Origin of the sequence: Spirosoma terrae, from assembly GCF_010435915.1 — a bacterium.
Lineage (GTDB): Bacteria > Bacteroidota > Bacteroidia > Cytophagales > Spirosomataceae > Spirosoma > Spirosoma terrae.
In genome coordinates, this window is the sequence record NZ_JAAFZH010000001.1 from 755,478 (window position 1) to 780,474 (window position 24,997).

General features: G+C 48.2%; 27 protein-coding genes. 16 read left to right on the forward strand and 11 right to left on the reverse strand.

The genetic code is table 11. The annotated features are described in order from the left end of the window. Positions 1-81: 81 nt before the first annotated feature. Positions 82-492, reverse strand: coding sequence for a hypothetical protein (locus tag GK108_RS03265; protein WP_163942656.1), 411 nt, complete (start codon positions 490-492; stop codon positions 82-84). Positions 493-534: 42 nt separating this feature from the next. Beyond that, positions 535-1,128 carry an RNA polymerase sigma factor gene (locus tag GK108_RS03270; protein WP_163942659.1) on the reverse strand — a complete coding sequence of 198 codons (594 nt, stop codon included), beginning with the start codon at positions 1,126-1,128 and terminating at the stop codon, positions 535-537. A gap of 183 nt (positions 1,129-1,311) precedes the next feature. Here GK108_RS03270 and GK108_RS03275 point away from each other — a divergent pair, with 183 nt between their 5' ends. Both GK108_RS03275 and GK108_RS03280 read left to right on the forward strand, forming a co-directional pair. Next, positions 1,312-1,599, forward strand: a complete 288-nt coding sequence (locus GK108_RS03275; protein ID WP_163942662.1) for a hypothetical protein — start codon at positions 1,312-1,314, stop codon at positions 1,597-1,599. A 95-nt stretch (positions 1,600-1,694) separates the two neighbouring features. Beyond that, the gene (locus GK108_RS03280; protein ID WP_163942665.1) at positions 1,695-2,024 is read left to right on the forward strand and encodes a hypothetical protein; all 330 of its coding nucleotides are present in this window, start codon (positions 1,695-1,697) and stop codon (positions 2,022-2,024) included. Between the two features lie 164 nt (positions 2,025-2,188). On the opposite strand, the gene GK108_RS03285 is transcribed toward GK108_RS03280, so the two are convergent. The 7 genes from GK108_RS03285 to GK108_RS03315 form a co-directional block, all read right to left on the reverse strand. Beyond that, entirely contained in the window at positions 2,189-3,373 is a 1,185-nt protein-coding gene (locus GK108_RS03285; protein WP_163942670.1) for a DUF748 domain-containing protein, read from the reverse strand. 129 nt (positions 3,374-3,502) lie between these two features. Continuing rightward, positions 3,503-4,240 carry a pentapeptide repeat-containing protein gene (locus tag GK108_RS03290; protein ID WP_246224645.1) on the reverse strand — a complete coding sequence of 246 codons (738 nt, stop codon included), beginning with the start codon at positions 4,238-4,240 and terminating at the stop codon, positions 3,503-3,505. Positions 4,241-4,359: 119 nt separating this feature from the next. Next, positions 4,360-6,891, reverse strand: coding sequence for a DUF4132 domain-containing protein (locus GK108_RS03295; protein WP_163942679.1), 2,532 nt, complete (start codon positions 6,889-6,891; stop codon positions 4,360-4,362). A 20-nt stretch (positions 6,892-6,911) separates the two neighbouring features. Continuing rightward, positions 6,912-7,310: a hypothetical protein gene (locus GK108_RS03300; RefSeq protein WP_163942681.1), complete on the reverse strand. Its 399-nt coding sequence runs from the start codon at positions 7,308-7,310 to the stop codon at positions 6,912-6,914. A 117-nt stretch (positions 7,311-7,427) separates the two neighbouring features. After that, positions 7,428-7,775, reverse strand: a complete 348-nt coding sequence (locus GK108_RS03305; protein WP_163942684.1) for a hypothetical protein — start codon at positions 7,773-7,775, stop codon at positions 7,428-7,430. A gap of 39 nt (positions 7,776-7,814) precedes the next feature. Beyond that, positions 7,815-8,609, reverse strand: a complete 795-nt coding sequence (locus tag GK108_RS03310; protein ID WP_163942687.1) for a PD-(D/E)XK nuclease-like domain-containing protein — start codon at positions 8,607-8,609, stop codon at positions 7,815-7,817. A 69-nt stretch (positions 8,610-8,678) separates the two neighbouring features. After that, positions 8,679-9,338: a hypothetical protein gene (locus GK108_RS03315; RefSeq protein WP_163942691.1), complete on the reverse strand. Its 660-nt coding sequence runs from the start codon at positions 9,336-9,338 to the stop codon at positions 8,679-8,681. A 258-nt stretch (positions 9,339-9,596) separates the two neighbouring features. Here GK108_RS03315 and GK108_RS03320 point away from each other — a divergent pair, with 258 nt between their 5' ends. The 10 genes from GK108_RS03320 (at position 9,597) to GK108_RS03365 (ending at position 19,254) form a co-directional block, all read left to right on the forward strand. Continuing rightward, on the forward strand, positions 9,597-9,971 hold the full coding sequence (locus GK108_RS03320; protein WP_163942694.1) for a helix-turn-helix transcriptional regulator: 375 nt from the start codon (positions 9,597-9,599) through the stop codon (positions 9,969-9,971). A 112-nt stretch (positions 9,972-10,083) separates the two neighbouring features. Next, positions 10,084-10,560 carry a hypothetical protein gene (locus tag GK108_RS03325; protein ID WP_163942697.1) on the forward strand — a complete coding sequence of 159 codons (477 nt, stop codon included), beginning with the start codon at positions 10,084-10,086 and terminating at the stop codon, positions 10,558-10,560. Positions 10,561-10,721: 161 nt separating this feature from the next. Beyond that, positions 10,722-11,717: a mevalonate kinase family protein gene (locus tag GK108_RS03330; RefSeq protein WP_163943802.1), complete on the forward strand. Its 996-nt coding sequence runs from the start codon at positions 10,722-10,724 to the stop codon at positions 11,715-11,717. A gap of 116 nt (positions 11,718-11,833) precedes the next feature. Continuing rightward, positions 11,834-12,700 carry a UTP--glucose-1-phosphate uridylyltransferase GalU gene (gene galU / locus GK108_RS03335; protein WP_163942700.1) on the forward strand — a complete coding sequence of 289 codons (867 nt, stop codon included), beginning with the start codon at positions 11,834-11,836 and terminating at the stop codon, positions 12,698-12,700. A 91-nt stretch (positions 12,701-12,791) separates the two neighbouring features. Next, entirely contained in the window at positions 12,792-13,496 is a 705-nt protein-coding gene (locus GK108_RS03340) for a 3-keto-disaccharide hydrolase (RefSeq protein WP_163942705.1), read from the forward strand. Positions 13,497-13,574: 78 nt separating this feature from the next. Further along, the gene (locus tag GK108_RS03345) at positions 13,575-14,447 is read left to right on the forward strand and encodes a hydroxypyruvate isomerase family protein (RefSeq protein WP_163942708.1); all 873 of its coding nucleotides are present in this window, start codon (positions 13,575-13,577) and stop codon (positions 14,445-14,447) included. Between the two features lie 84 nt (positions 14,448-14,531). After that, the gene (gene nuoK, locus GK108_RS03350; protein ID WP_163942713.1) at positions 14,532-14,843 is read left to right on the forward strand and encodes an NADH-quinone oxidoreductase subunit NuoK; all 312 of its coding nucleotides are present in this window, start codon (positions 14,532-14,534) and stop codon (positions 14,841-14,843) included. Between the two features lie 116 nt (positions 14,844-14,959). After that, complete coding sequence (locus GK108_RS03355; RefSeq protein ID WP_163942715.1) at positions 14,960-15,571, forward strand: 2OG-Fe(II) oxygenase; 612 nt, start codon at positions 14,960-14,962, stop codon at positions 15,569-15,571. Between the two features lie 65 nt (positions 15,572-15,636). Next, complete coding sequence (locus tag GK108_RS03360) at positions 15,637-17,544, forward strand: NADH-quinone oxidoreductase subunit 5 family protein (protein ID WP_163942718.1); 1,908 nt, start codon at positions 15,637-15,639, stop codon at positions 17,542-17,544. A gap of 30 nt (positions 17,545-17,574) precedes the next feature. Continuing rightward, entirely contained in the window at positions 17,575-19,254 is a 1,680-nt protein-coding gene (locus GK108_RS03365; protein WP_163942721.1) for a complex I subunit 4 family protein, read from the forward strand. Positions 19,255-19,310: 56 nt separating this feature from the next. Here GK108_RS03365 and gldG read toward each other — a convergent pair whose 3' ends face one another. Together gldG and GK108_RS03375 are read right to left on the reverse strand one after the other, a co-directional pair. Continuing rightward, entirely contained in the window at positions 19,311-20,978 is a 1,668-nt protein-coding gene (gene gldG / locus GK108_RS03370; RefSeq protein ID WP_163942724.1) for a gliding motility-associated ABC transporter substrate-binding protein GldG, read from the reverse strand. A gap of 64 nt (positions 20,979-21,042) precedes the next feature. Next, a complete protein-coding gene (locus GK108_RS03375; RefSeq protein ID WP_163942726.1) occupies positions 21,043-21,282 on the reverse strand; it encodes a hypothetical protein in 240 nt (79 codons plus the stop codon). A 167-nt stretch (positions 21,283-21,449) separates the two neighbouring features. Here GK108_RS03375 and GK108_RS03380 point away from each other — a divergent pair, with 167 nt between their 5' ends. From GK108_RS03380 to GK108_RS03395, 4 genes are all read left to right on the forward strand, one after another. Beyond that, entirely contained in the window at positions 21,450-22,292 is an 843-nt protein-coding gene (locus GK108_RS03380; RefSeq protein WP_163942729.1) for a hypothetical protein, read from the forward strand. 49 nt (positions 22,293-22,341) lie between these two features. Continuing rightward, positions 22,342-22,920 carry an RNA polymerase sigma factor gene (locus tag GK108_RS03385; RefSeq protein ID WP_163942732.1) on the forward strand — a complete coding sequence of 193 codons (579 nt, stop codon included), beginning with the start codon at positions 22,342-22,344 and terminating at the stop codon, positions 22,918-22,920. Further along, positions 22,901-24,400 (forward strand): PorT family protein, encoded by a 1,500-nt coding sequence (locus GK108_RS03390; protein WP_163942736.1) that lies wholly within the window; start codon positions 22,901-22,903, stop codon positions 24,398-24,400. Before GK108_RS03385 ends, GK108_RS03390 begins: the two co-directional genes overlap by 20 nt. A gap of 84 nt (positions 24,401-24,484) precedes the next feature. Next, the gene (locus tag GK108_RS03395) at positions 24,485-24,997 is read left to right on the forward strand and encodes a QcrA and Rieske domain-containing protein (protein WP_163943805.1); all 513 of its coding nucleotides are present in this window, start codon (positions 24,485-24,487) and stop codon (positions 24,995-24,997) included.

Here is a 24,997-nt window from a genome sequence, read left to right on the forward strand (position 1 = left end):
TTTTATTAAACTGAGTTGTTTTATGTACTGAATGGCGCTTTTATGATTTAAATGCTTCGAATGGAGGTGCCCTTTCGGGAATTATACGACCGAAAAACAAGGATGAAAATGATCAGATGGAGACATAACCTGTACCGTTGTTTTGGATGGCGTAACCGGTTTTAGTTTGTTAGGTCGATTCGGGGCAAAGAAAATAAAATAAATAGCCATAGCGAGCATAAACAGAATGGCTGCCGTTGTGGTCGCTATCCAGAGCGGCCATAAGCGTTTTTTAGTGGCCGATTCGTGAATGCGGTTCTGAAGGGCACTGCGTAGGCTGGCCAATTGTTCAGACGTAGGTGTGGCTGTCTGCTGCATCGCTTCCAGACCAGCCAGTGCATCGGCATAAAAGGGGTCTTCCAGCAATAGCCGCTCAACGCGGTGGCGTGCTGCCCCGCTTAAGCGACCGGCCTGATAGGCCCGCAAATCATCAAAAGTCAATTGGTCGTTCATTGTTGTTTTTACAAACAGTACCTTACGTAACTGTTCACTACGTTATTTACTCATGCAAATTTTCAGCATTCGTCGGCCGTTTTGCAAATAACTTTTCACTTGTTTTAAATCATACCCAGTCAGTTCGGCCACGTCAACGTAACTTTTCTGATCCAGATAAAATAGGGTGAGGCAGGTTCGTTGCTCATAGGGCAGTGTTTGCAGACAGGTTTCCATACGGCTTAAATCTTCCTCCAGATCCAGTAACTGGTTATCGGTTTCATCGGTACTCAGCGAAGCCATTCGATAATCTTCGGTGTCATTATCGGTGGCACCTGTAATCTGAACGGCTTTTGGGTGAGTCTGGCTTTTACGTAGCAGCATCAGGCAGTGGTTACGGGCTACACTGTGTAACCAGGGCTGAAATTGCTGAACGTCATGTTTACGAAGATCGGTAACTAACTGTTCAAATAAATGCATAACAGCATCTTTTGCCTCATCTTCATCGCGCAGATAATTGTAGCAGACAGCATACACCAGCTCCATGTGTCGTTCATAGAGTTCGCCCAGTACGGCCAGATCGCCCGTAGCACGGTAGGCTGAGATATACTCAGCGTCGGTTGTGGGTTTAGGTCTGCGGAATCGTTTCAGAAACATGCGCTGTCTGACTTCTTATCTGTTAGATGCAGTAAAGGGCCAAATTCCACACTGGGAGCCAGATTCTAGTAGTACTCTAATTCAGATACGTAGCATTCCTATCATAAACGCTCAAAATAGAGTCGTCGTTCATAACCTTATCAATCTGCTAATCGTTGAGTAAATACACTAATACTCAACGGTATGAAACGGAAAATATGGTTCGCCAGCCTGCTGGTGGGGAGTTTGATAACAGCAGGCATGGCGCAGAGTAATCAGGCGCCGGTCATGCAGCAATCAACGTCAACGGAAGATCGTCGGCAGGCTAATCCGCCCAAACCGATGCTGGAAAATTCGAATGGGCGGCAGCAACCTGCCCTAAACATGGATCAGGATACGACGCGTCCCAAAAAGCAACCCCGAAAACAACGTCGGTTACGTCCTGATTCGCTACGTAGGGGAGGAGCTACACGGGTTGATACGATCCGATAAACCGCAACTGATTAACGTTGGATTAATCTATTAGGCTGAATCAAACAAATTATGATTCCCTGAGGTCAATAATATATAGACCAACTCAACACGTTATGATTAAGCTACTAATTAGCGCTTTGCTGCTATCGGCCGGTATTGCCGTTGCGCAGACGCCATCAAAATCGACTTCGGGCGCTGCTAAATCGGCGACCAACTCGAAAACGGCAAGTTCTAGTGCTACAAAGCCATCGTCGGGATCAGTTGCGCGCTCAACCAAGCCGATTCCGAAGCCATCGCAGAAAGATAACATGGAAAGTAAAGACAATGCTATTCCGAGTTATAAGCAGGCCAAAGATGCTGGGAAATCCAGAGCCAGCTATAATTATAAGCCGCGACGTAATGCATCCGGAGCCAGGCTGGATACAATGCCGAAAAAGAATTAATAAAAGCATAGGCCGGACTACAATCCGGCCTGCTTGTCACAGACAGCATCTCGCTTTCTGTGTTTCCGAATGGCCTTGTTAGTTGCTATCGCAACACAGACAGCAAGATGCTGTCTGTGACAAGTAGGCCCTAAGTGGTTTGTATTTCTTGGTAAAGAGAATGGTTATTTTCCTTTTTCCTTCTTGCGGGCCTCCCGCTTGGCCTTTCGCTCTGCTTTGCGTTCGGCCCTTTTTTCCTTACGTTCGGCTTTGCGTTCGGCTCGTTTCGCTTTGAAGTCTTCCTTGACCGTTTTTAGCGCATCCTGAAACGTAATGTTATTGTCAAATTCTCCCCGAAATGCTTTGACGTAGGCGTTCCGTAGAACGCCAAAAACGGTTGGCCAAACGGCTGTTTCGATGTTTTCAATGGTACCGTTAAGAGGAATTCGCGTGGCTACCTGATCATGACGCTGGTTTTTGAGAACGGCCGTTCCGGCCTGGGCTACCAGCTCCGTGAAAAATTGGCCTATTGATCGCCCCTTATTCTCATTAAGTTTAAAAATTTTCATGCCTTTGGTGAGCGGTTTCACGTAGCCATTCAGCTTGCTATTCATCATCGCCAGTTCGCTATAGACACTCACCGTACCGCGTTCAAAATCGAGATTAGCGTATTCGCGGGCTAGCGGATTTAGCTTTACGAGCTGAAGTTCATTGAAACGAAGATTATAATCGAAGTCTGGTACAACCTTCAACAGATTCATGTTGGCGTTAAAGTCCATATTGCCGCCATAGCCCGGTACGTTGGCCGAAGCTACCACGGGCGATGGAAGGTTTTTATTCTTATCCTCTACGTTGCGAATGTTACGTATCTCGCCCTGAAATTGCTTCAGCGACAAATCGGCTCGTGGTTGGGTGATGAGGCTGGTTAGATTGATGGTGCCGTCAATAACGGCAAATCGGTTAATGTTTATAGGAAGCAGTTTCTTCAGAAAAGCAGTCCAATCAACTTCCACCCCCGTTTGACTACTGGATTCATTACTGCTAAACGCAAAGTTGAGTTCGGGCTGATAACATTCTACTTCGCTGACCAGCCGGCCTTTAAAGAGAGATTTCCACTCAACAGAAAGGTCGGTTTTGGGAATAAAGAGAAAAGGTTCTTTAATTTTTCCGTTGACTTTTCGAACCCGAAGTTCGTCAATCTGATAAGCACCACGGATCAGTTGAATATCAATATCTTCCACATGGCCCGTGTAGTCGCCCATGTCGGCGAGGGTCTTGTTAACGTAGCGTAGTACGAAGTAGGGCAGCAACAGCCGGGCAATAATGAGCAGGACGGCCAGGCCGATCAGGATCTTGGTAGTACGTTTCAAAGCGTTGAGTGAATTGGTGTAACGCCTTGATAAACACGCAATAGATTGAATTGGTTAATAAAAATAAGCGTGGTAGCTCCTATGTTGAGGAGGCTAACCACGCTTAGTTAACTAGGATCGGTTACCTGTTTAGCGGGCGTTGGGAGAGAACTTCCGCCCGTCGAGGGTGGTGTATTTGAAGTCAGTTGAGCCGCTGAAACGGGCATCATCGAAACGGGTACCGCGTGGAAGATGCGTGTATTTAAAGTCGGCCGGACCGTTAAAACGTGCCTGACTGAAATCGACTCTCTCATCAAATTTAGTGTATTTGAAATCGGCATAGCGCCCAAACTCTGCTTTCTGGAAAGCCGACGATTCATTGAATTTGGTGTATTTGAAATCAGCATAGCCTTTAAAATTTGATCCGCTAAAATCGGCTGCGTTTGCAAACTGGGCGTACTTAAATAGACCTGTCTCCCGGAACGTATTTCCAGTGAAAATAGCCCGTTGCCGAAAATGGGAGTATTTGAACGTAGCGTCGTCGTCGAACGTGCAGTTTTCGATCGTCACGGCTTCGTTAAAATCAGCATTATAAACCGTGTTGCTCCGGCTGAATAGTTTCCGTTCATCCGAGGCATCGGTGCGATAGGCCAGAAATTTTCCTTTGAACGTACAGTTTTTGAACGACACAGGCGCTTCGACCGTACTCAGATACTCCCGCGATTCACCGCGCCAGCTGCCTTCTTTCACCTCTCGGCGATTGGCCAGATTCGTTAAATCCAGGTCGCCGGTGATCGTAGCGTTTTGATACGTAACAGATTCTTTGCGATTGATTTTAGCAAGTATATCCTTTGCGTCGACGGTGTTCTGGGCTAGCGTTGGAGACATTGCAATGCATGTCAGTAGAAGAGAGGCCAGTAGTGTTTTCATAGGCGATTTGAACATAGTGTTTCTCTAAAGATGCTGATTGCCTGGTTGAGGTTGCATGGCTTTGTAATTAGTCGCTCTTAGTTGATTTGCCGGGTAATGGTTGGGTCCGTGATTTTATCATCGTCGGCTAGCAGGAATGCTTTGCTCAGAACAATGGATAGCATCGTATCGCCTTCAAACGGAAGAAAAACAGTGCTGGTTACCTTATCGGTACTACGGTCGGGCACGATGCAGAGATACTGATCGTTTGGCTCCATCAGAATATTGCCACTGCCCAGATGAATTTTGTAAGTACGTAGCTTTCCCTGTACCACTAAAAACTTGTCGCGGACTTCGGCAATCCGTGAAATTTTCAGACGAGGAAGTAGTCGTTCAACGGCCTGTTTGCGAGATTTGGCGAGTTCCCCCAACTCACCAAACGAATACGATTCCCAGTACGTTCGGAATTGGGTTAAGCCGCCGTCGCGCCAGTTCGGGTCATTGCCAACACTGGCAACGCCAACAAATAAATCCACATCGCGCATGATTTCGGAGAAAACCAACGCCGGAACGTCAATCAGTTGAATAGGATCGTCGTTGTTACGTCTGCTAAAACGAACCTGATCGGTTGATACGTAGAGATAAATGCCGGTGTCGTTCCAGGCACCATCGGCGTCCACTTCGCTCACCCAGAACTCGGCTTTCAGGTCGTAAGTGGGTAGCTCAATAACGGCTTTTTCGCTCTCATAGCCTTTGTCGTAAGCGCCAAGCAGGCTATATCGCCAGCCCCGCCCTTTGGCCAACGTATTGAACTGGTGCTGCTTCAGAATGTGTGCAGCCATGCGGTTGCTATACACGCGTGTGTTCAGCTCTGCATCGGTCAGCAGGTACACCTCACGAAATGCCTGTTTAAGCGGCTGTCTGATCTCATGACTGGTCAGAAAGTTTCGCCAGGCTAGTACGTTATCAACTGATTGGCCGACCGGGTGCCATAGCCGAACCAGCGTAGTGTCGTCAATCCAGTCGATGCGATTCCCGTTTAGATCGGCCCAACCTTCGTTCTGGTAGAAAACGTCGGCTGACTGTTCGCCTTTTTCAATCGTCCAGATGAGTTGCCTGGTCAGAAAACTCATTAGACCGTGTTCGGCGTAATACGTAGTGAAACGATCCCAGGTCCAGCTGCGATTAAGCACCAACGATCTGTCCAGACGGTCGCGTTGAGCTGTCGTATTCTTTGCGATGTCGGCAACCGTACTTTTCAGCGCTTTCAATTCGGTCGCCAATTCTTTCTTAACAGCAGCGGGTTCGGTTTTCAAGGATGATCCATCGGCTTTCGTCCACTGGGTTTCCACTTTACCAACGGATGTAATGGTTACTGTGGCCCGGTAGTCGCCGAAAGCTCGGGTGAAGCGTCCATTCTTCAGGCCATAGTCGGCAACGGCCATATCCTCAATCTCTTCAGTACTAACGCCCAGTTTATCGGATGCTTCCTGGATGTATTTCTCGATAAGCGCCTGCGTATTGGCCTGTTTGATACGTAGTTTCAGACGAGATAGCTGCCCCACACCCGCGATGCCCGATTGCGCCAGTACGTATAGGCAGGCATTGCCCACGCTCGCAGCGGCTGGACCCTGCCCCGGAATTTTCTGGTACGTTTTCTCTGCTACATCGTTAAGCAGTTTTATAAGTTCTGCCTCACCCTCCGCCAGTCCAGTCAGCGTCCATATCAAGCCCTTGGCGATGGTGGCGTTGATCTCGTTCAGGAACGTATTGGTTGTGTAGGAGTATTCCCGGCCGGAGTAATTATTTGTATGGGTTTGCGACTGAACTTCCGTCTGTTTGAGGGCTATTAACCCTAGTTTGGCAATTGTTGTGTAACGGTCTGTTTCGCCTAATTGCCTATATAGTTTCCGGGCTTCGTCGATGTATTTGCCGGATGGTTTGGCACCCGACGCTTTCTTGTAATGGGCTAATAAACCGTAGAGAACGTTACGTTGCTCAGGATCGGCTTCCTGTACGAATTGATTGATTGTTTTCCCAAAATGATCGCTGTCTTCCAAAATAACGGCTGGATACGTATCGGCGTCGCCCGTTGAATGCGCCAGACTGGAAAGAGCCATCTTCACGTTATCGACATCTTTTCGGCGGTAGTAGGAGGGCGAGAAAAACGTTTCGTCGTTGGTAAGTTCCTTAAGAAAGGAGATCGTTTTTTCTGTTAGCGGTTGTTTGGCTGCAAAACGCTGAAGCTGTTTGAGAATCAGTAGGATGGGAATGTTGCTGAAACTGGCTCGTTCCTGCTGCATAGCATCCCGAATGGCTGTCAGAAGCGCCACAAAATCCTGCTCCGACTCCACTACGTTGGAGCGATGCAGCGCCGACAGTAATTCATTCACATCCCACGGGTGAGCTATTTTCCGGAAGTCATAGTCGCGGATGAGCTTGTACGTGAAATCGTATCGGAACGAAGGATCTTTCGCTTTTAGGGTATCAACTAATTCTTTCCGACGCTCATTCTGCGCGTTCCAGTCGAGTTGACGAATTTGATTTAATTGGTCAAGTACGATTCGTACGGGATCAGATGAGGGAGTAGGTTGTGAGAATAATGAACTGAGTTTGTCAAGCAGGCTCATACTAAGGTCAGGCAAGTGGGTTAGCCTCCAATCAGTGGAGTAAGTTTTATAAAGCTTATGGTTGTGGTTGGACGTATGGCTATGGTTTCGTCCAGTGTTTCGGCCTGATGATTGTCGATCAAAATGAAAAATCCATTTTTCTGAAAAGCGTCCAACGCTACGTAGACCTGCTTTTCAGAGTCGATAAGGCGTTTGTTACGAATCTGATAGCCGTTAAGCACTCGTTCGGCATCGGTAGGCTGGACAAGTGCCTGAAACGTATCGGGAAGACGTTCATTATAATCGGCCACTTCATGTTCAACACGGAGTCGGATTAAGTCGGCCACCGTCAATACGTCCTGCGATACGGGAAGGTTGTAGGTATTGAGCACCTTGCCCAGGGCTGTTTCATCGTGTATGGTTATGCTTCTGGCTAGCATGAAAAAGGAGTTTATAGCGTTTGTTGTGCATTAAATAAACGCAGATAGATACAAAAACAGCCGGATTTTTTTAGTTCCGGCTGTTTTTATCACGATACATAGGAGAAAATTCGTTGGTTAATCTAACCACATGACTTTTTCATAAGCGACTTCATAATCCATTTCTTCGAGTGGTATGAGCTGGTCAAAGTGCCCGGTTTCGTCTGTCCGGACGGCGTTCCACCGGCCCGATGCATCACGTAGCAGGAGCTTGTAACCATAAAGCGGATGGAGCGTGTCGCCGTCAGTACGATGGTCCCAACCGGTTTGTAATTCAATAGCAAAGGCAATACGATCCATAACCTCAGCCATCTGATCCGACAAACTGTCTGTGCTGGCTAGTTCTTCTATCCACAGCACTAGCCCGTCGGTACCCCAGTCGAAATTTAATGGAGTAGGTGTTAGTGTGATAATTGAAGCATTCATAACCGTTTGTTTTTCAGTTGACGTATTCGTTCGACCGGCCTACGCTGTCATGTGCCAGGCTGGTGTCATTTCTACCTGATTGGTCTGTTCTTCGCGCCATTTCCGAAGCCAGAACCGATATTTTTTTCGCCCGTAGTCAATAAAACCCGGTATCGACGTAGCATCGACGGCAAAAAGCCGATGGGGCCGCTGTTTCATAATACCAATGAATACGAAACGAAACTGGCGCGTTGTATCCCATTCGTTTGAATCGGCGTAACGAAGGCCATCCAGATAAAAAGCGGCCTGCCGATCGTAATCGTAGGTGTAGCAGGATTCCAGAAATTGGGCTTGCGTCCGGGCCGATGTTGTTTTGATATCGATGATCAGTGCGTTTCGGCGTTTGGGGCTTGTATACACCATATCCAGCCGGGATTTGCAGGCAATGCCCGTGGTTGGATCGGTAAACAAAACAATACGTTCCCGCTCCGACATGCGCAGGTAGCGCTTACAGAACGTATCCTGCCGAAATTTCTGCATCAACGTATTGAGCTGTTCTGTCTGTGCTGGCTCGAGTGCATTAGGGTCGTTCCAGCCTAAACCAGTGGTCATATCGGGCAGTAACTGCTCAAGCACCGTACCGACCGATTCTGGTTCGAGCAGATGCTGGTGAAAAGCCCGCCCAAATACTTTGGTTTTTTCGGGAATGAACCGAGACGACGGCACGGACCAATAGCCCAGATGTTCTTCTTTCAGCCGTGTCAAATCCGAATTCGACACACGCGTGAGGGCACGATATTCGTCGCCCGCACTCAGCATCGGCTGAGCGGGATGTATTCTTTGTTGAGAAATCATTCGAGAAGACAAGTAAGGCCCCTTACAGAGACGTAACGTCTCTGTAAGGGGCTATAACGGAAAGTAACACTACAGCTGGCCCGTCGACAACAACTCGGGTTCTTCGGTGAGGTTGGCAAACGGATTATAGTAATTCATGGCCGTTTTGATGTTGGCAATGTCGGTAAGCGTTTCCTGCCGGAAGATCTTGACTTCCTGAGAAAACTGCTTTAACTCATTGGTTTTTTCAACGTCACCCATTTTGTAGGAGAACGTCGCTATATAGTACACGCCTTTCGGCTGTATTTTGTTATTCTCTTTCTTTTCGGCAACGGCCGTAATCACTACGTCGGCCAGGGTAAGGTCGTCATAGTAGAGCGGTTCGATGAGCCGGAAAATATTGTCGACCGAATACCCGTGGAAGAGTATGGCCGATACGCAGTTTTTATCGTCGATAAAAAAGATCTCAGCCCAGTTTTTCGTACCCATGTTTAGGATATTGTCGGTGAAGATGCGCCAGGCGATGGGCTGAAATGTCAGCGTGCGCCCTAATTTTTCTGTACCGTTGATATTGAACACCCCTTCTTTCGCATCGAAACGATACTGGCGCGGGTGACCTTCCAGGTATTTGTATCGTCGGGTGACCCCGATATTCATGACTTCGCCGGTCGATTCGTCAATCTTTTGATACGCTTTCAGTGCATTAGCGCTTTGAATTGTCTCGATTTGGTCTTTGTTTTGTGTGTTCATTAGTATTTGTTGTTTACTGTTCAAGCAGGGGGCCCATATTGCGGTCCCTTTTGCCTTTTCTGAGGGTTGTGTTTACAGACTTAAAATTACATAGTTTTGTGTAAAAAACAAGTCCGTTTTCTAACTATTTTGGCAGGGTTTTGTGGTTCTATTTTGGGCCTAAAAAACCTCCTTTCTGGCGCTTTGGGGCCAATTTTTTCTAGTTGATGAATGATGGGTCGTTTTTTACATAGATTTGTGTAAGATTTATTTATTCGCATGTCTATTCACCTCCGTTTGCAGGAACTGATTGATAAGCTGGACGTAAGCGTCCTTGAGTTTGCCCGGCAGCTTGGCGAGCATCGGGGCGAAAAAGTTTATCATATTTTACATGGTCGTCTGAAACCACGCTACGATACACTCGAAAAAATTTTGGTGGCTTATCCGCAGGTGAACGGCGACTGGCTGTTACGTGGTGAAGGAATGATGTTCAAGACCATGAATTCACCGTCGGCAGCGATCACCACAGAGGAGCGATTGCGGAATGTAGAATTTCTACTTTTTCAGCTCAATGAGCGAATGGCGTTATTGCAGCAAACAAACGATTTGCTGGTGGCTGAGATCAAACTTTTGAAACAGCAGCAGGACAACTAAAGAACAATCAATATAGGCGGCTACGTTCACCTTCTGCTGGGTTATGAGTTTACGGCCAGACCTAAACAACTGACTGCCTTTCTGGGTTATAGTGAAAAAATCACTTAACGTTATGGCAACGACATCACCATTCGATCCAGATAAAGTAGACGCTGAGTTTTATTCGAAAGACCCCGAACAGCACGGTAACTCCGACTATGGTCGGGAATCGGAAGGGGTAGGTACCAATTCCTTCCAGGACGGAACAGCCGGTATGGATATGGAATCCGACAGCATGCAGAATACACAGGATACGCGTGAAGCCAATACAGGCGTTGGCCGTTTTGGTGAGCCCAAAGGCGAACAATACGGTTCTACAGTAGAGTGGGACGTAGAGCCAGCGGTAATGAACGAGTCTGAAGAAGAAAAAGGTAGAATGATGAGCGACGAGGCCGCCGAAAAATTAAGTCAGGTGGCCGAGAACCCATCAGACGATGCCTTATTCCATCGTGCCGACGCTACGTATCTGGAAGAAGGCGATAATCCGAATGAAGGATATGACCCGCACAATGTAGGGTACGAAGGAAAAGATAAATCAAGTTCGCAATAGCAGTAAAAGTAACACACTGAACAAAGAGAGCGACCGGTCAACTAGCCGGTCGCTCTTTTTATTGTTGGTCTATATGGCTATGGTTCGGTTATGAATAGGATTCTTTCGTAAACTTGCTTTTTAATCATTCAGCCGACGGACACATCGTCCGCACCAAAGTCTTGCTTATCGAAACCCGTGCCTATGCCCGGGCGGGCCTGTTTGGCAACCCGTCTGATGGCTTTTTCGGCAAAACCATTGCCATTTCTGTTCGTAACTTCGGTGCGTCCGTAACGCTCTATCCGTCACCAGAGCTAACCATTGAGCCTCAGCAGCAGGATACGAACGTCTTTCGCAGCCTTCATCATTTACGTGATGCGGTGAGTACGTTAGGGTATCATGGCGGTGTGCCTTTGTTGAAGGCGGCCGTCAAAAAGTTTGCTGAATACTGCGAGTCTGAACAGATTCGCTTGCCTAATCAGAATTTTTCTATTCGCTACAGTACGTCTATTCCTCGTCAGGTTGGGCTGTCGGGCTCCAGCGCCATTATTGTGGCTACGTTCCGGGCGCTAATGCAGTTCTACAATGTGGAGATACCACAGCCTGTGCTTCCTAATCTGGTTCTGGCCACTGAAGCGGAGGAGCTTGGTATTACGGCTGGTTTGCAGGATCGCGTTATTCAGTGCTACGAGGGATGCGTGTACATGGATTTCGACCGGGTAACGATGGAGCGGCAGGGATATGGAACCTACGAACCAATTGACCCGCACCTGTTGCCAAAGCTATACATCGCCTATAATACTGATTTGGGTAAACAGTCGGGGCGCGTTCATAACGATATTCGGTCGCGCTGGCTAAAGGGCGAACCGCTGATTGTGGAGACGATGAACGCCATTGCTGATGTGGCTCGGGAAGCTCGCGAAGCTTTACGGGTTCAGGATATGAAATTATTAAATGAGCTGGTGAACCGAAACTTTGATTTACGGGCTCAGATCTATAATATCAGTGATCGGAACCGGAGCCTGATCGAAACGGCTCGTGCCTGTGGTGCTTCGGCTTCCTTTACGGGATCGGGTGGTTCCATAATAGGCCTCTACCGCGACGATGCCATGCTGAACCGGCTCTTTGTGGAGCTTAGAAAAATAAATGCCCGTGTCATAAAGCCATACGTTGTTTAATAATGATAGAATGAGTGAGTGATAGAATGAGTGAATAAAAGCCGCTATGACTACTATCTTATCATTCATTCTATCACTCACTCATTCTATCATTCACTCGCTCTATCATTGAAAAGATGATTAAAAAAGCTGTAATCCCCGCTGCCGGACTTGGTACCCGGTTTCTACCTGCCACGAAGGCCCAACCTAAAGAAATGCTTCCGATCATTGACCGGCCTACGATTCAGTACGTGGTGCAGGAAGCCGTCGATTCAGGAATCGAAGATATTCTGATTATTACCGGAAAAGGCAAACGGGCCATCGAAGATCATTTCGATCGTAATTTTGAACTGGAAACCCGGCTCGAAGAAAAAGAAGATCAGTTGCTGCTGGACGAAATGCGTCGGCTGTCGGACATGGCCAACTTACACTACGTTCGCCAGCGTGAACTGAATGGCCTGGGCGACGCTATCCGATATGCCAAGCACCACGTTGGCAACGAACCGTTTGCTGTTCTGCTGGGCGACACCGTTATGGACGCCGTTATTCCGGTAACACAGCAGTTGGTTGATACGTATGCGCAATATGGCTGTTCGGTGATTGCCGTTGAGGAGGTACCACACGACAAAGTGAATCGGTACGGAATTGTTGGGGGTAAATCGCTGAGCGATCGGATTCTGGAACTGGATTCATTGGTTGAAAAACCAGCCACTAACGAGGCTCCTTCCAATCTGGCTATCGCCGGACGCTACGTACTGACCCCCGAAATTTTTACGATGCTGGAGCAGACTCCGGTCGGCAAAAACAACGAAATTCAGTTGACGGATGCGCTTCTGTTGCTGCTGAAGCGCGAAAACTTATACGCTCATCGCATTGAAGGGAAGCGTCATGATATCGGCAATAAGCTCGATTTCCTGAAAACAACCGTTGAGTTTGCCCTTAAACGTCCTGAATTTGCCGATAAATTCCGGGCGTTTCTGGAAGAGATCGTTCGGAACGGTTGAGGTATTTTTTAGTGATAGTTGCCTTTACAATATCGACTACCGAACTTTTCGTTAGTAGTGTGTTCTTATAAAATTCTATAACTCATTTATCATGAAATATCTGCGCTTATCAGCTGCTGGCTTACTGGCTCTCGCGCTCACGGTTAATGTTCAAGCGGACGGGTTGCCTAAAAAAGGCAAATGGGAATCGCTGTTCGACGGAAAAGACCTTAAAGGGTGGCATGTATATCAGAAAGCCGGACAGCCCGTAACCGAAAAATGGACGGTCGATAATAGCGCCATCCACCTGGCCCAGGGAGGAGTTGGCGATCTGGTAACGGATAAAGAATACGGCGATTTTGAGCTGGAACTGGAATGGAAGATTGCGGAAGGCGGCAATAGTGGCGTCATCTACCACGTACACGAAGATCCTAAATATAAAGCTACGTACATGACTGGCCCTGAGATGCAGGTGCTTGACAATGAGCGCCATCCGGATGCTAAAAAAGGGCGTGATGGTAATCGTACGGCTGGGTCGCTATATGATATCCAGAAGCCGGTTACGCCAAATGCCGCTAAACCTGCTGGCGAATGGAACAAAGCTCGTCTGGTTATCCATAACGGTAAGGTTGAGCATTATCTGAATGGTAAGAAAACGGCCGAATACACTGCCAGCGGCCCAGAATGGGACAAGATGGTTGAGGAGAGTAAGTTTAAAGGATGGGAAGGGTTCGGTAAATACTCGACCGGGCATATTGCCTTACAGGACCACGGCGACAAAGTTTGGTATCGCAACATCAAGATTCGCGAATTATAAAAAAGTTTTCAGTTTGGAGTTTTCACGGGGCGGCCCTGTGAAAACTCCAAGCTGAAGCTATAAACTTCAAAACTGCCCATGACCACCCGCCGAACGGCCCTAAAAACCTTAACCGGTAGCGCCCTAACGCTATCCTTAACCGAATCTCTGGCCAATTCAACCCCTCAGTCCGAAACCACGATGCTAAAGCTAAAGGGACGTATCAATCACTCGGTATGTCGTTGGTGTTACAGCAAAATTTCGCTCGACGACCTCTGCAAAGCCGCCAAAGAGATGGGCATTACGTCCATTGATCTGACTGGTCCCGAAGAGTGGCCGACGTTGAAAAAGTATGGTCTGACCTGTGCGTTGCCGCAGGGAGCTGGCAAAGGCATTAACGATGGCTTTAACGATCCCAAATTTCACGATGAGCTGGTAGCCAGCTACGAGGCCATTTTTCCGAAACTCAAGGCGGCTGGCCTGAATACGGTGATCTGTTTTTCCGGTAACCGCCGGGGCATGAGCGATGAACAAGGGCTCGAAAACTGCGCGGTAGGCTTAAAGCGTCTGATGCCTAGTGCAGAGAAGCACGGCATTACGATGATTATGGAATTGCTGAACAGCAAGGTCAACCATAAAGATTACATGTGCGATCATACGGCCTGGGGCGTCGAACTTTGCAAAAAAGTTGGCTCTGAAAACTTCAAGCTGCTCTACGATATCTACCACATGCAGATCATGGAGGGTGATATTATTCGTACCATCCAGGAAAGCAGTAAGTATATAGGTCATTATCACACGGGCGGTAACCCCGGACGTAACGAAATCGACGAGACGCAGGAAATCTATTACCCTGCTATTATGAAGGCGATTGTCGATACGGGTTTCAAAGGCTACGTAGCGCAGGAATTTATCCCCAAGCGCGACCCGCTCAAGAGCCTGAAAGAGGCTGTGTTGATTTGTGACGTGTAAAAAAAGTTTATAGTTTTCAGTGCTGACGCCAGAAACTTGCTGACGCGTCAGCACTATAAACTGAAAACTGAAAACCGAAAAAGTTTGGAACCTGTTGATAGCCAGTTATTTCTGATTGTAGGAGCTGCTCTGTTTGCTATTGGGCTGGCAGTAGTATTACTCAAGCGTCATGCTATTGTTGTGTTGATGGGTATTGAGCTGATGCTCAATGCTGTCAATATTAATTTAGTTGCTTTTAGTCAATATGACCCAGATCGCCTTCAGGGACAAATGCTGAGTTTGTTCGTTATGGTGGTAGCCGCTGCAGAATCAGCCGTAGCGCTGGCAATAGTCTTACAGGTTTATCGGCATTTTCGTACCGTACAACTGGACGAGCTGAACGAATTAAAGCAATAAGCTTTTACAGTTTACAGTTTATAGTTTTCGGTTTATAGTAGCTGACGCGAGATAGTTGCTGATGCGTCAGCTACTATAAACCGAAAACAATAAACCGAAAACTGAAAACTGAACGTATGAATCCTCAGTTTGAATCAATCATCGATGGTGTCCTGGTCGAAGGGTATGGGGTTGTCGATGATTTTCTTTCTCATGATGAAGTTATAGCGCTGGCTAATCGATTACACGAGCGTCGACAGGCAGGGCAGTTTAAAGCGGCTGGTATCGGAAATCAGCAAATAACGGTTGAGAATACAATCCGGGGGGATGAAATTCTTTGGCTCGATCACGATACCGCTACACCCGAAGAAGCTGCTTTTCTGGACCGTATCGGCGAGTTTGTCGATTACGTTAATCGCACCTGTTATCTGGGATTGCGCGACTTCGAATTTCATTACGCCCTTTATCCGCCTGGTACGTTTTATAAACGCCATCTCGACCAGTTTCGGAGCGATTCTCGACGCAAGCTTTCTGTGATTTGCTATCTCAATACCGACTGGAAAGAGGAAGATGGTGGCCAGCTTGCTGTATTTCTTCCCGGAGAAACAACTGATGCAACTGAGCGAGAAATTACGATTCAGCCACTGGGTGGGCGTCTGGTTTGTTTTGAAAGCGGCCGCCTTGAACATGAAGTTAGGCCTGCCTCTCGCGAGCGGCTTAGCATAACAGGATGGCTGAAAACAGAATAAATACGTACAGTTTGTTTCCCTACGCTAGAATCGGGATATTTGCGCCCAATTAAGACCGATTCTAAATGTCTGACGACGATCCCCAGTTTCTTCTCACACTCACGGCCTTACTGCTTGGACTTCCTTTTGCTGGATTCGCGGCATTATCAGCCATGAAACGGCAGTTTGTGGGGATTACGGCTACGTTACTGACGAGTCTGGGGTTAGTCATGTCGCTGCTGGTTGCGATTAGTTTGCCCGAAGACTCCATTACATTCCGTACCGATTGGGCAACTCTGTCGGGCGTAGCGTTCGGGTTAAGCTTTCGCCTGGATGCGTTGACTGGACTTATGTTGGTGCTGGTCCATTTTGTAGCCTTGCTGGTTCAGGTTTATTCGCTGTCTTATCTCCACGATGAGCCTAAACAGTCGCGTTATTTTGCCTATCTGCAACTGTTTGTAGGTGCTATGCTGGGCATCGTTTTGTCGGGCAATTTGCTGGTGATGTATATGTTCTGGGAGTTGGTGGGGCTAGCTTCCTACTTGCTCATCGGTTTTTATTCGGATCGGCCCGCTGCGTCAGCAGCAGCTAAAAAGGCCTTTCTGATGAATCGGGTGGGCGACATCGGCTTTCTGCTTGGCATTTTTCTGGCCTATTACTACTTCGATACGCTTGAATTTGATACGTTGACGGTCGATGGCGAAAGTATCATACCTCCCACGGTTTTAGGTTTGTGTTTGTTTATGGGATGCGTGGGTAAGTCGGCTCAGTTTCCGTTATTGACCTGGTTGCCCGATGCTATGGAAGGCCCAACTCCAGTATCGGCTCTTCTACACGCTGCTACTATGGTAGCTGCCGGGATCTTTCTACTGGCGCGCATTCACCCACTGCTATCGCCCGATGCGCTGGTTGTTGTTGCGGTTATAGGAGCCATTACGTCGCTTTGGGGTGGCTATTCAGCAATTTTCCAGAACGACATCAAAAAGGTACTGGCGTTCTCAACGGTTTCACAATTGGGGCTGATGGTGGCGGCTATGGGTACTGGTAATGTGGGCGGTGCCATGTTCCATTTGTTGACACATGCGTTTTTCAAAGCCGGGTTATTTTTGAGTGCCGGAGCCATTATTCATGCTGTCGATACACAGGATATGCGTCGTATGGGCGGCTTACGTACCGCGCTGCCTAGTACATTTATTTGTTACACTGTCTGCGCGGCTGCTTTGTCGGGTCTACCGTTTCTGTCTGGGTTCTTATCGAAAGAGGCTATACTTAACGGCGCATTTGCCTGGGCTCATGTTCAGGAAAGTAGTCTATCCTATCTGATTCCATTCATTCTGTTAGGCTCATCGGGGCTGACAGCTTTCTATATGGCTCGGCAATGGCGCCTGATTTTCTTCGGAGACTATCGTAACGAGGACATGCCGCTGAGTGACGCGCATGAGCCAGATTGGTTAATGCGGGGGCCAATTGTTATGCTAACGGCGTTATCGGTGTGGTTCTGGTTCTCTATCAATCCCTTTTCGGCCCACGGAAGCTGGTTTTTCGATGTCGTGTCCGTGGAGGAAGAGACTACCATCTGGTGGCTGGCACCGGTTTCCATTGGTCTGGTACTGGCTGGCGGCTGGTTTGGTTTTCGGATGCGCGAACCTGACCGAGGCCAGCTTTACGTTCAGCTTTCGGTCAACTATGGATTTTTAGACTCGCTCTATCAGTATTTTATCATAAATCCAGCTTTAAAATTAACGACAATTCTCTACCGGGCCGACCAGCGGGTTCTGGATAGATTTGTGAATGGCGCGGGTATTTCAACGGTTGTGCTGGCTCAGTTAAGTTATGTTTTCGACCGATTTGGGGTAGATGGCTTCGTTAACGGAGCGGCTTGGTTGGCCCGACAGGCTGGGCAGCTAACACGCTCTATACAAAGCGGTCGGGTACAATCGTACATCACAACCGCCGTCGTGAGCCTATTATTGATGCTTTGGTGGCTTTTGTAGTCTAAATCGTGGCTTTGCGCTGCGTTCTATATGGTGCTTTCGTTACTTATTTTTCTTCCTGTATTCAGCGCTCTGGTCATAGCCTTGCTGCCAGATAGTCAGAAGTCTCAGTTTCGCTGGATTGCCCTGGTGGTTACGTTTGTTGAGCTGGTGCTCGCGGGCGTTGCCTACCTCAATTTTGATAAAACAATTGGTGATCCTCAACTGATTGAACAAGCCGACTGGATTACGTTGCCACTGGGTAGCCTGGGCATTGCCTCTATTGATTATCTGGTGGCGGTTGACGGATTCAGCCTGCCACTGGTTGTATTATCGGCAGCCGTTATGCTGATCGGGGTGGTGTCGTCCTGGAACATGACCCATCGGCTGAAAGCCTATTATTCACTCTACTTATTGCTGACGGGCACGATTATGGGATGTTTCGTGGCGCTGGATTTCTTTCTGTTCTTCCTGTTTTTCGAGTTCATGCTACTACCCATGTACTTCCTCATTGGGCTGTGGGGCGGACCACGTCGGGAGTACGCATCCATCAAGTTTTTTCTGTATACGTTATTGGGCTCTCTATTGATTCTGCTGATCATGATCGGGCTCTATCTGTCGGCTATGGACCCTGTCAGTACAGCCGTTGCCGCTGGTCTGGTCTCTGATCCGTCGGAAGTAACGAATGAAGTTGTTCAAGCCATTCAGACCTATCTCCAGAATAATCAGCTAAACCCTTCTCAGATTGTTCATACGTTCGATATGCGTTATCTGGCGGATGCTAATAACTACCTGCCCGATGCGTTCCTGAATCCATCGGCCGAACCCGTTCTCTGGGGCTTCCCGGTCCGTATGCTGGCTTTTTGGGCCGTATTTATTGGATTTGCGATCAAACTTCCTATTGTTCCAGTGCACACCTGGCTGCCTGATGCGCACGTAGAAGCGCCTACGCCCGTATCGGTTGTGCTGGCTGGTGTTCTGCTAAAAATCGGTGGGTACGGATTCTTACGTATTGCCTGGAACTTCTTTCCCGACGGAGGCACTGAATATGTTCGCATTCTGGCCGGACTGGGAGCCTTGTCAATCGTGTATGGCGGATTAAATGCACTGGCGCAGTCTGACGTTAAAAAGCTGATTGCCTATTCGTCAGTGTCGCACATGGGCTTTGTGCTATTGGGCATAGCCTCGCTGACGGCCGAAGGTATCAATGGAGCCATTTATCAGATGGTCAGTCATGGCGTTCTGTCGGCTATGCTGTTCCTGATCGTAGGCGTTGTGTATGATCGTACCCACGATCGACGTATCGATTCGTACCGGGGACTCATCCAGCCAATGCCTCAATATACGACCCTCACAGCGATTGCTTTTTTCGGGGCGCTGGGCCTACCGGGGTTTTCGGGTTTTGTGGGAGAACTGTTTACGCTGATGGGTAGCTTTCAGTCCAAGTGGATTCCGGGCTGGCTGACGGCTATTTCGACCACCGGAATTTTGCTGGCGGCGGCTTATTTTCTGTGGACGCTTCAACGCATGTTTTTCGGCCCGGCCTGGGTACGGCCATTCGAAGGGCAGCAAGGTATGTCGGCTACGCTACGTGATCTGACGGTTCGGGAAAAAGTAATGCTGGTGCCTTTGGGAATTATGGCATTGATATTGGGCATTTTCCCAAACCTAGTGTTTGATCTGAGCAGCGCCACGGTAGCAGATTGGTTGGTGAAATTTGCAGATCGTTAATTACCCATAATTCGTATGCCATGTCTTCGAGACATGGCATACGAATTATGGGTAGACTAGTTAGCGTATTTCCGTCGACGTAGCAGTTGCCACGTAGCGCCAACTAAGCCGATCAACACCAACGGGCCAACCAGATTGAGTGCCTGCCATCCCATACGATTGGCGTCAACGCGAATTTTGTCGAGCGGGCGAAGCGTTACGGTACGTGTCCGGGCGGCAATAACACCTTCCGGGTCGACCAGGTAATCAATCGCGTTTAAGGCAAAATCTTTATTGGCATACGTATTCCGTGTATAGCGGTCGAATCCCAGCGGATAAGGAGCGTTACGTTTGAAATCGACGTCGTTGACAATCAGGTCGCCGTCGGAACAGACCAGCACCCGCGAGGCTACTCCTTCTGCCCGAAAGCCATTGGCTCGTGGATCGCCCGGAAGAATACGATTAGCAAACAGCGACTGGAATTTACCTTCCAGCAGGCAGCCAATAATTCGAGTGCCATCGTTGTAGGTTTTGGGATCGGGCTGTTGGCGCGCTTCGTTATACGAAATCAGGGCGGGTGCTTTCAGTATTTTGGTGTAAGGAGACGTCAGCAGAAGGGGAGTTTTCTGAATACCAGCCGAACGTACCGTGTCGAGTGTGCTCACAAATCGTCCTAGAACAGCATCCAGATTACGGACAATAGGGTTTCCTGAGCTACCAAAGTTGTTCAGGAGCGGATAGAATCGCCAGGGCAGTAGCTGAATATTCGGTTTGTCGCCCATATTGCCCACGTTGAGCGGAATAGGCGCGCAATAGTAGTCTTTGACAACATCCCGATTGAGCCGCAAGCCCCATCGGAAAAATAAGTCGTCGAGGCCGAGATTGAGCGGTTGCGCGTAGGTACCTTCGTTGCTTACACTATCGACACGCTGGCCATCCACAAAAAACAGCGCCCGTCCACCTTTTACTACGTACTGATCTAATTTGAAGATTTCGTCTTCCGAAAATGTCCGGTCCGGTTTAGGTACCAGAACCACATCGAGCCCTTCAATTGGTCCGGGCTTTGTCATGTCAATAAAAAACAGATCGTAATTCTCCTGAACAGAAGCCAGCAGATCGGCAAAACGCGATGGAGGTACCTGGGTATGGCCATATAGCAAACCGACCCGCCGACGATTCCCTTCGGTCTGTGACAGTTTTCGAATGGCCGATGCTAGTTGAAATTCGACGCCTTCGTACGATTGATTAAGCTGTTCCTCTTTTGAGGCTGTTTTATTTCCCTTCAGTAACAATACGCCCGTTTCTTTGCCTTTGTAAGAAACAACCACGCCCGGAAATACGAGTTTTTCGGTACGTTTGCCGCCTTCCGTCGCAACCAGATTGGTGGGTAGCAATCCTAAGCGTTGCAGCTTGTCGATGAGTTTATTTTTATCGTCAATGCTAGTAAATGCATCGGGATTGATCGTGCGATACGTAATCTTGTTACCTGCAACGGCCTGAAATTCATCGAGTGTTTCGCGAACGGCTGTTTCCAGACGCTTAAAAGCAGGGGGTAAGTCGCCGGTCAGGTAAACGTCAATATGGACGTCGTCGGGCAGATCGGCCAGTAAGGTTTGCGTTGCTTTCGATAGGGTGTACCGTTTCTCCTGGGTTAGATCAAGACGAAAGAAAACAAACGCCGATAGGATATTAATAACAACAAGAGCTGCTACAATGAGCAGTGTGCGGAAAGAAACCAATTTCATACGGCAATATAACGAGCAACGCGGCTGTAAAGTCTTTAGAACAGCCTGTTGTGCTACGTTGGCGCTAATTTAATCGGTGAATGGGAATCGTTCGCAAAATTTCCTGTGCATCGTTTTGGGCAACGGCCGGGCTTTCGAGGTCGGAGGCTTCCATGCCCAGTTCTTTCATAATGCGGTACTGACGGGCCTCTAAAAACGTTAGTCGCGATACAACCTGATTCAGGCGGCTGGTTTGCTCGTCCTGCTTGGCCTGCAACAGGGCCACTTTTCGTTCCAGTTCATCGATTCGTTCGTGGTCAGTCATAGTGGGGGTTTATTTGCTTACATCAATTTTACATCAATTCAGGCAGAAAATGAAGCGTTTGCATTTATTTTTCATTCCTGACGCAACCCTTTTTGGCAACCCTCCGTATTGGCGGCTGAACCGGTTCAACTGTTCTTTTTATCACGCTAAAAAACACAGTTGATACAATGAAAACGTTTGTTTATAGCCGTCATTGGCTTGTAGGAATGACTTTGTTGATCGTAACACTAATGGGGTGTAAGGATGACGAAAACCCTACCACCGTGTCGGACGTATCGTTGGGCATGACCTCGTTAGGCAACGTAATGACCGGGGCTGGCGGAAAAACGCTCTACTTTTTTGCGCCCGATGTGTCGGGGGTGTCGAGTTGTTCGGGGGGCTGTAAGGAAACATGGCCCGTTTTTTACAAAGAGAATCCCTCGTTGGGGACGGGGTTGAAAGCTGCCGACTTCGCTACAATTACGCGAGCCGATGGCGATAAGCAGACAACCTACAAAGGATGGCCACTCTATTATTACAAAAACGACGCGAAAGCTGGCGACGTAACTGGGGAGAATATTGGGAATGTATGGTCAGTGGCTAAAGCGAATTACACCGTGATGCTGGCGTCGAGACAACTGGTTGGTAATGATGGTAAAAACTATACTTTTGATACCAAAGAAGGTACTGGAAGTTCCATTTTTCTGACCGATAGTCTAGGACGTACGCTTTACGCGTTTGCGCCCGACAAATTCAAGAAGAATACGTATACCAAAGCAGATTTGAGCAATAACGCTACGTGGCCCATCTTTGAAACGTCATCTACGATTGGCGAAATTCCATCCGCTTTGGCTAAAACGGATTTTGCTACGATTACGGCCGTAGGAAAAACGCAGCTGACGTATAAAGGATGGCCTCTGTATTACTTTGGGGCTGATCAGGGCCAGCGGGGAAGTACAAAGGGAGTAAGTGTACCAAGACCAGGGGTATGGCCAGTTGTGAATGCTACGTCGCCAGTAGCCCCGAATTAGTGCTTTTGATTGGGTTTGCATGTACAGGCCACGAACGATAACCTAAACTTTGTCCAACGCATCAAACATACCTGCTTTACCTGAACTGCTGGCTGGTTGCCTTCGCAACCACCGGCGCAGTCAGGAGCTGCTTTACAGGCAGTTCTATGGGTATGCCATGAGCGTTTGCCTACGATATGCTCCCACCCGTGAGGGAGCGCTGGAGGTGTTGAACGATGGTTTTCTGAAGGTATTTACCCGCCTGGATCAGTATGAGCCAACCCAGTCCTTTAAGGGGTGGCTACGGCGAATTCTGATCAACACGGCCGTGGATCATTACCGCCAGGAGGTACGTCATTTTTACCATGAAGATGTTGAACAAGCCGATCAGATCGCTGGAACCGAGTCGATAGACGCTTATAGTCAGCTTGCTCACGAAGAACTGATGCGATTAATTCAACAATTATCACCCGCCTATCGGTTGGTGTTTAACTTATATGTGATTGATGGCTTCACCCACGACGAAATAGCCTCCCAGTTGGGTATTTCCGTTGGGGCGTCGAAGTCGAACCTGGCCCGGGCGCGGGAAAATCTACGCCAGTTATTGAAACAATTGAATTACGACGAGTATGCAAGAGCTAACCGATGACCAATTGGACGGACTCTTCAGAAAGTCGGCTGAAGAGTTTGAACCACCTTATGATCCGGCGGCCTGGGAGGCTATGAAGGATCAGCTTGATGACCGGGACCGGGCTGCTTTCTGGAAAAAATGGTTGCCCTGGGGAGTGCCTTTACTGCTGCTGTTGTTGATGAGCGGAGTCTGGTATACGTATCGGCAGGTTCGGCCCGACGTAAGTAATTCTGCGAAGCCGGTAAGCACTACTAAAAAAAGTGAGACAGGCCAGCAGCGGGTGCAGTCTCCAGTAGCCTTACATTCAGGACGGCCCAAAGCGGAGCAGACAGAGCCAGTTGCTTTAGCTAGATCAGGGATTATCGTAGAAAAAAGCAAAGGTTTCTCCGCAGAACCTGCTCAAAAAGAAAGCCAGTTGATCAGTAGAAAGCAAAAGTATAGTGATGACAGATCCAGGAACGGGTCAGATAACGTACATCCACAGGTAGGTCGTAAATCGGTAATTATTACTAGAAATACTGCAACAAAGGATCACCTGACTGCGTATGAGGAGAAAGTGAACGATCGAACCAACAACTATGAGCGGAGGAATACCAGCAATAAACAATTGTCAATCCGTAAAACTGGTAGTTCATTGAGTTCACGAAACCCCCAAACGTTACAAGAGTCGCCCTTAGATCGACCATCAGATGATCTGGTCGCTGATCGGCAAGCTCGTACAGTGAATGCCGTATTGCCGTTGACTGTAGATAATCTTGGTCAATTACCTAAAATCGCTACGTTGACTATCCGACCCGCTAAGTGGAACAAATTGATAGGTTTAGCGGATCGGGACGTAACAGCGCCGGAACCTGGCGAGCCTGTGTCTATGCCGGTCTCAATGCCTGTTCTGCAACGCGGTTTTAGTGTTCGATTGGCAGTTGCGCCCGATTTAAGTGCCGTTGGTTTACAGAATTTTACGAGACCTGGTACTAACCTTGGTGCTTTACTGGAATATCGGTTATCATCCCGGTGGAGCGTTCAGACGGGCGTTATCTGGAGCATGAAGCGGTATAAAGCCGGCGGGGATCAATATGATGCTGATCTGGACTACTGGACAAAATTTCCCAAAAAACCGGAAGAAATCAGCGGGCAATGCAGCATGATTGATATTCCAATCAATGTGCGTTATGATATTGCCGTTCAGCCACGATTGGATAAGCAAGTACAGCCCAGTCGTTGGTTTGTAAGTGGTGGCGTTACGTCCTACGTTACGTTGAAAGAAGATTATTCATATACATATTCGGCTCACTCGTATGGAGTGAAGCAATGGACAGCTCCGTCGGGCGGCTACGGGTTTAGCCAGCTAAATCTGTCAGTGGGCTACGAGCGGGCGTTGGGTCGACGGTTGTCGTGGCAGGTTGAACCGTTTCTGAAGGCGCCACTGAAGGGCGTTGGGTTTTTCAAAATAGATCTTCTGAGCACAGGCGCTTTTTTATCAATTCGATACAAGCTATAACTGCGTATGGTAAACATGTACAGACTGCTTAACTAGGCGTCATTCGATGTATCTACATTTAATAACTTTCTAAAAAACACGATGATGAATCCAACGACCGATCAAATGAAGCGCGGTGAGTTTTTGCGCAGTCTGGGAATGAGCAGTGCCGCTTTGATGGCCTTTTATTGCATGGGTACTGGTTTGACTGCCTGCTCCAGTAAAAGTGATGATCCGTCGCCAGGAACGGGTTCGGGCACAACGCCCTCCACCGGCATTACCGGCAATGCAAACACATCGGCCGGAGCCATTAATTTTACCCTCGATTTAACGGATTCAAACTTTAGTAAGCTCAAAACGGCGGGTCAATACGTATTGGTCGGCAGCTTAATTGTGGCTAAAATCGCTAATGGGTCGTTCGTTGCGCTGTCTAAAGCCTGCACCCACGAAGGATCGGATGTGCAGTATCGGGTAACCCAGAATGATTTTTATTGCAATAATCACGGCTCAGAATTCAGCACAACAGGAGCCGTTGAGGTTGGCCCGGCCACCAGAGCGCTGACGCAATACAAAACAGCACTTAGTACAGACGGAAACTCGTTATCGGTAACGGCTTAA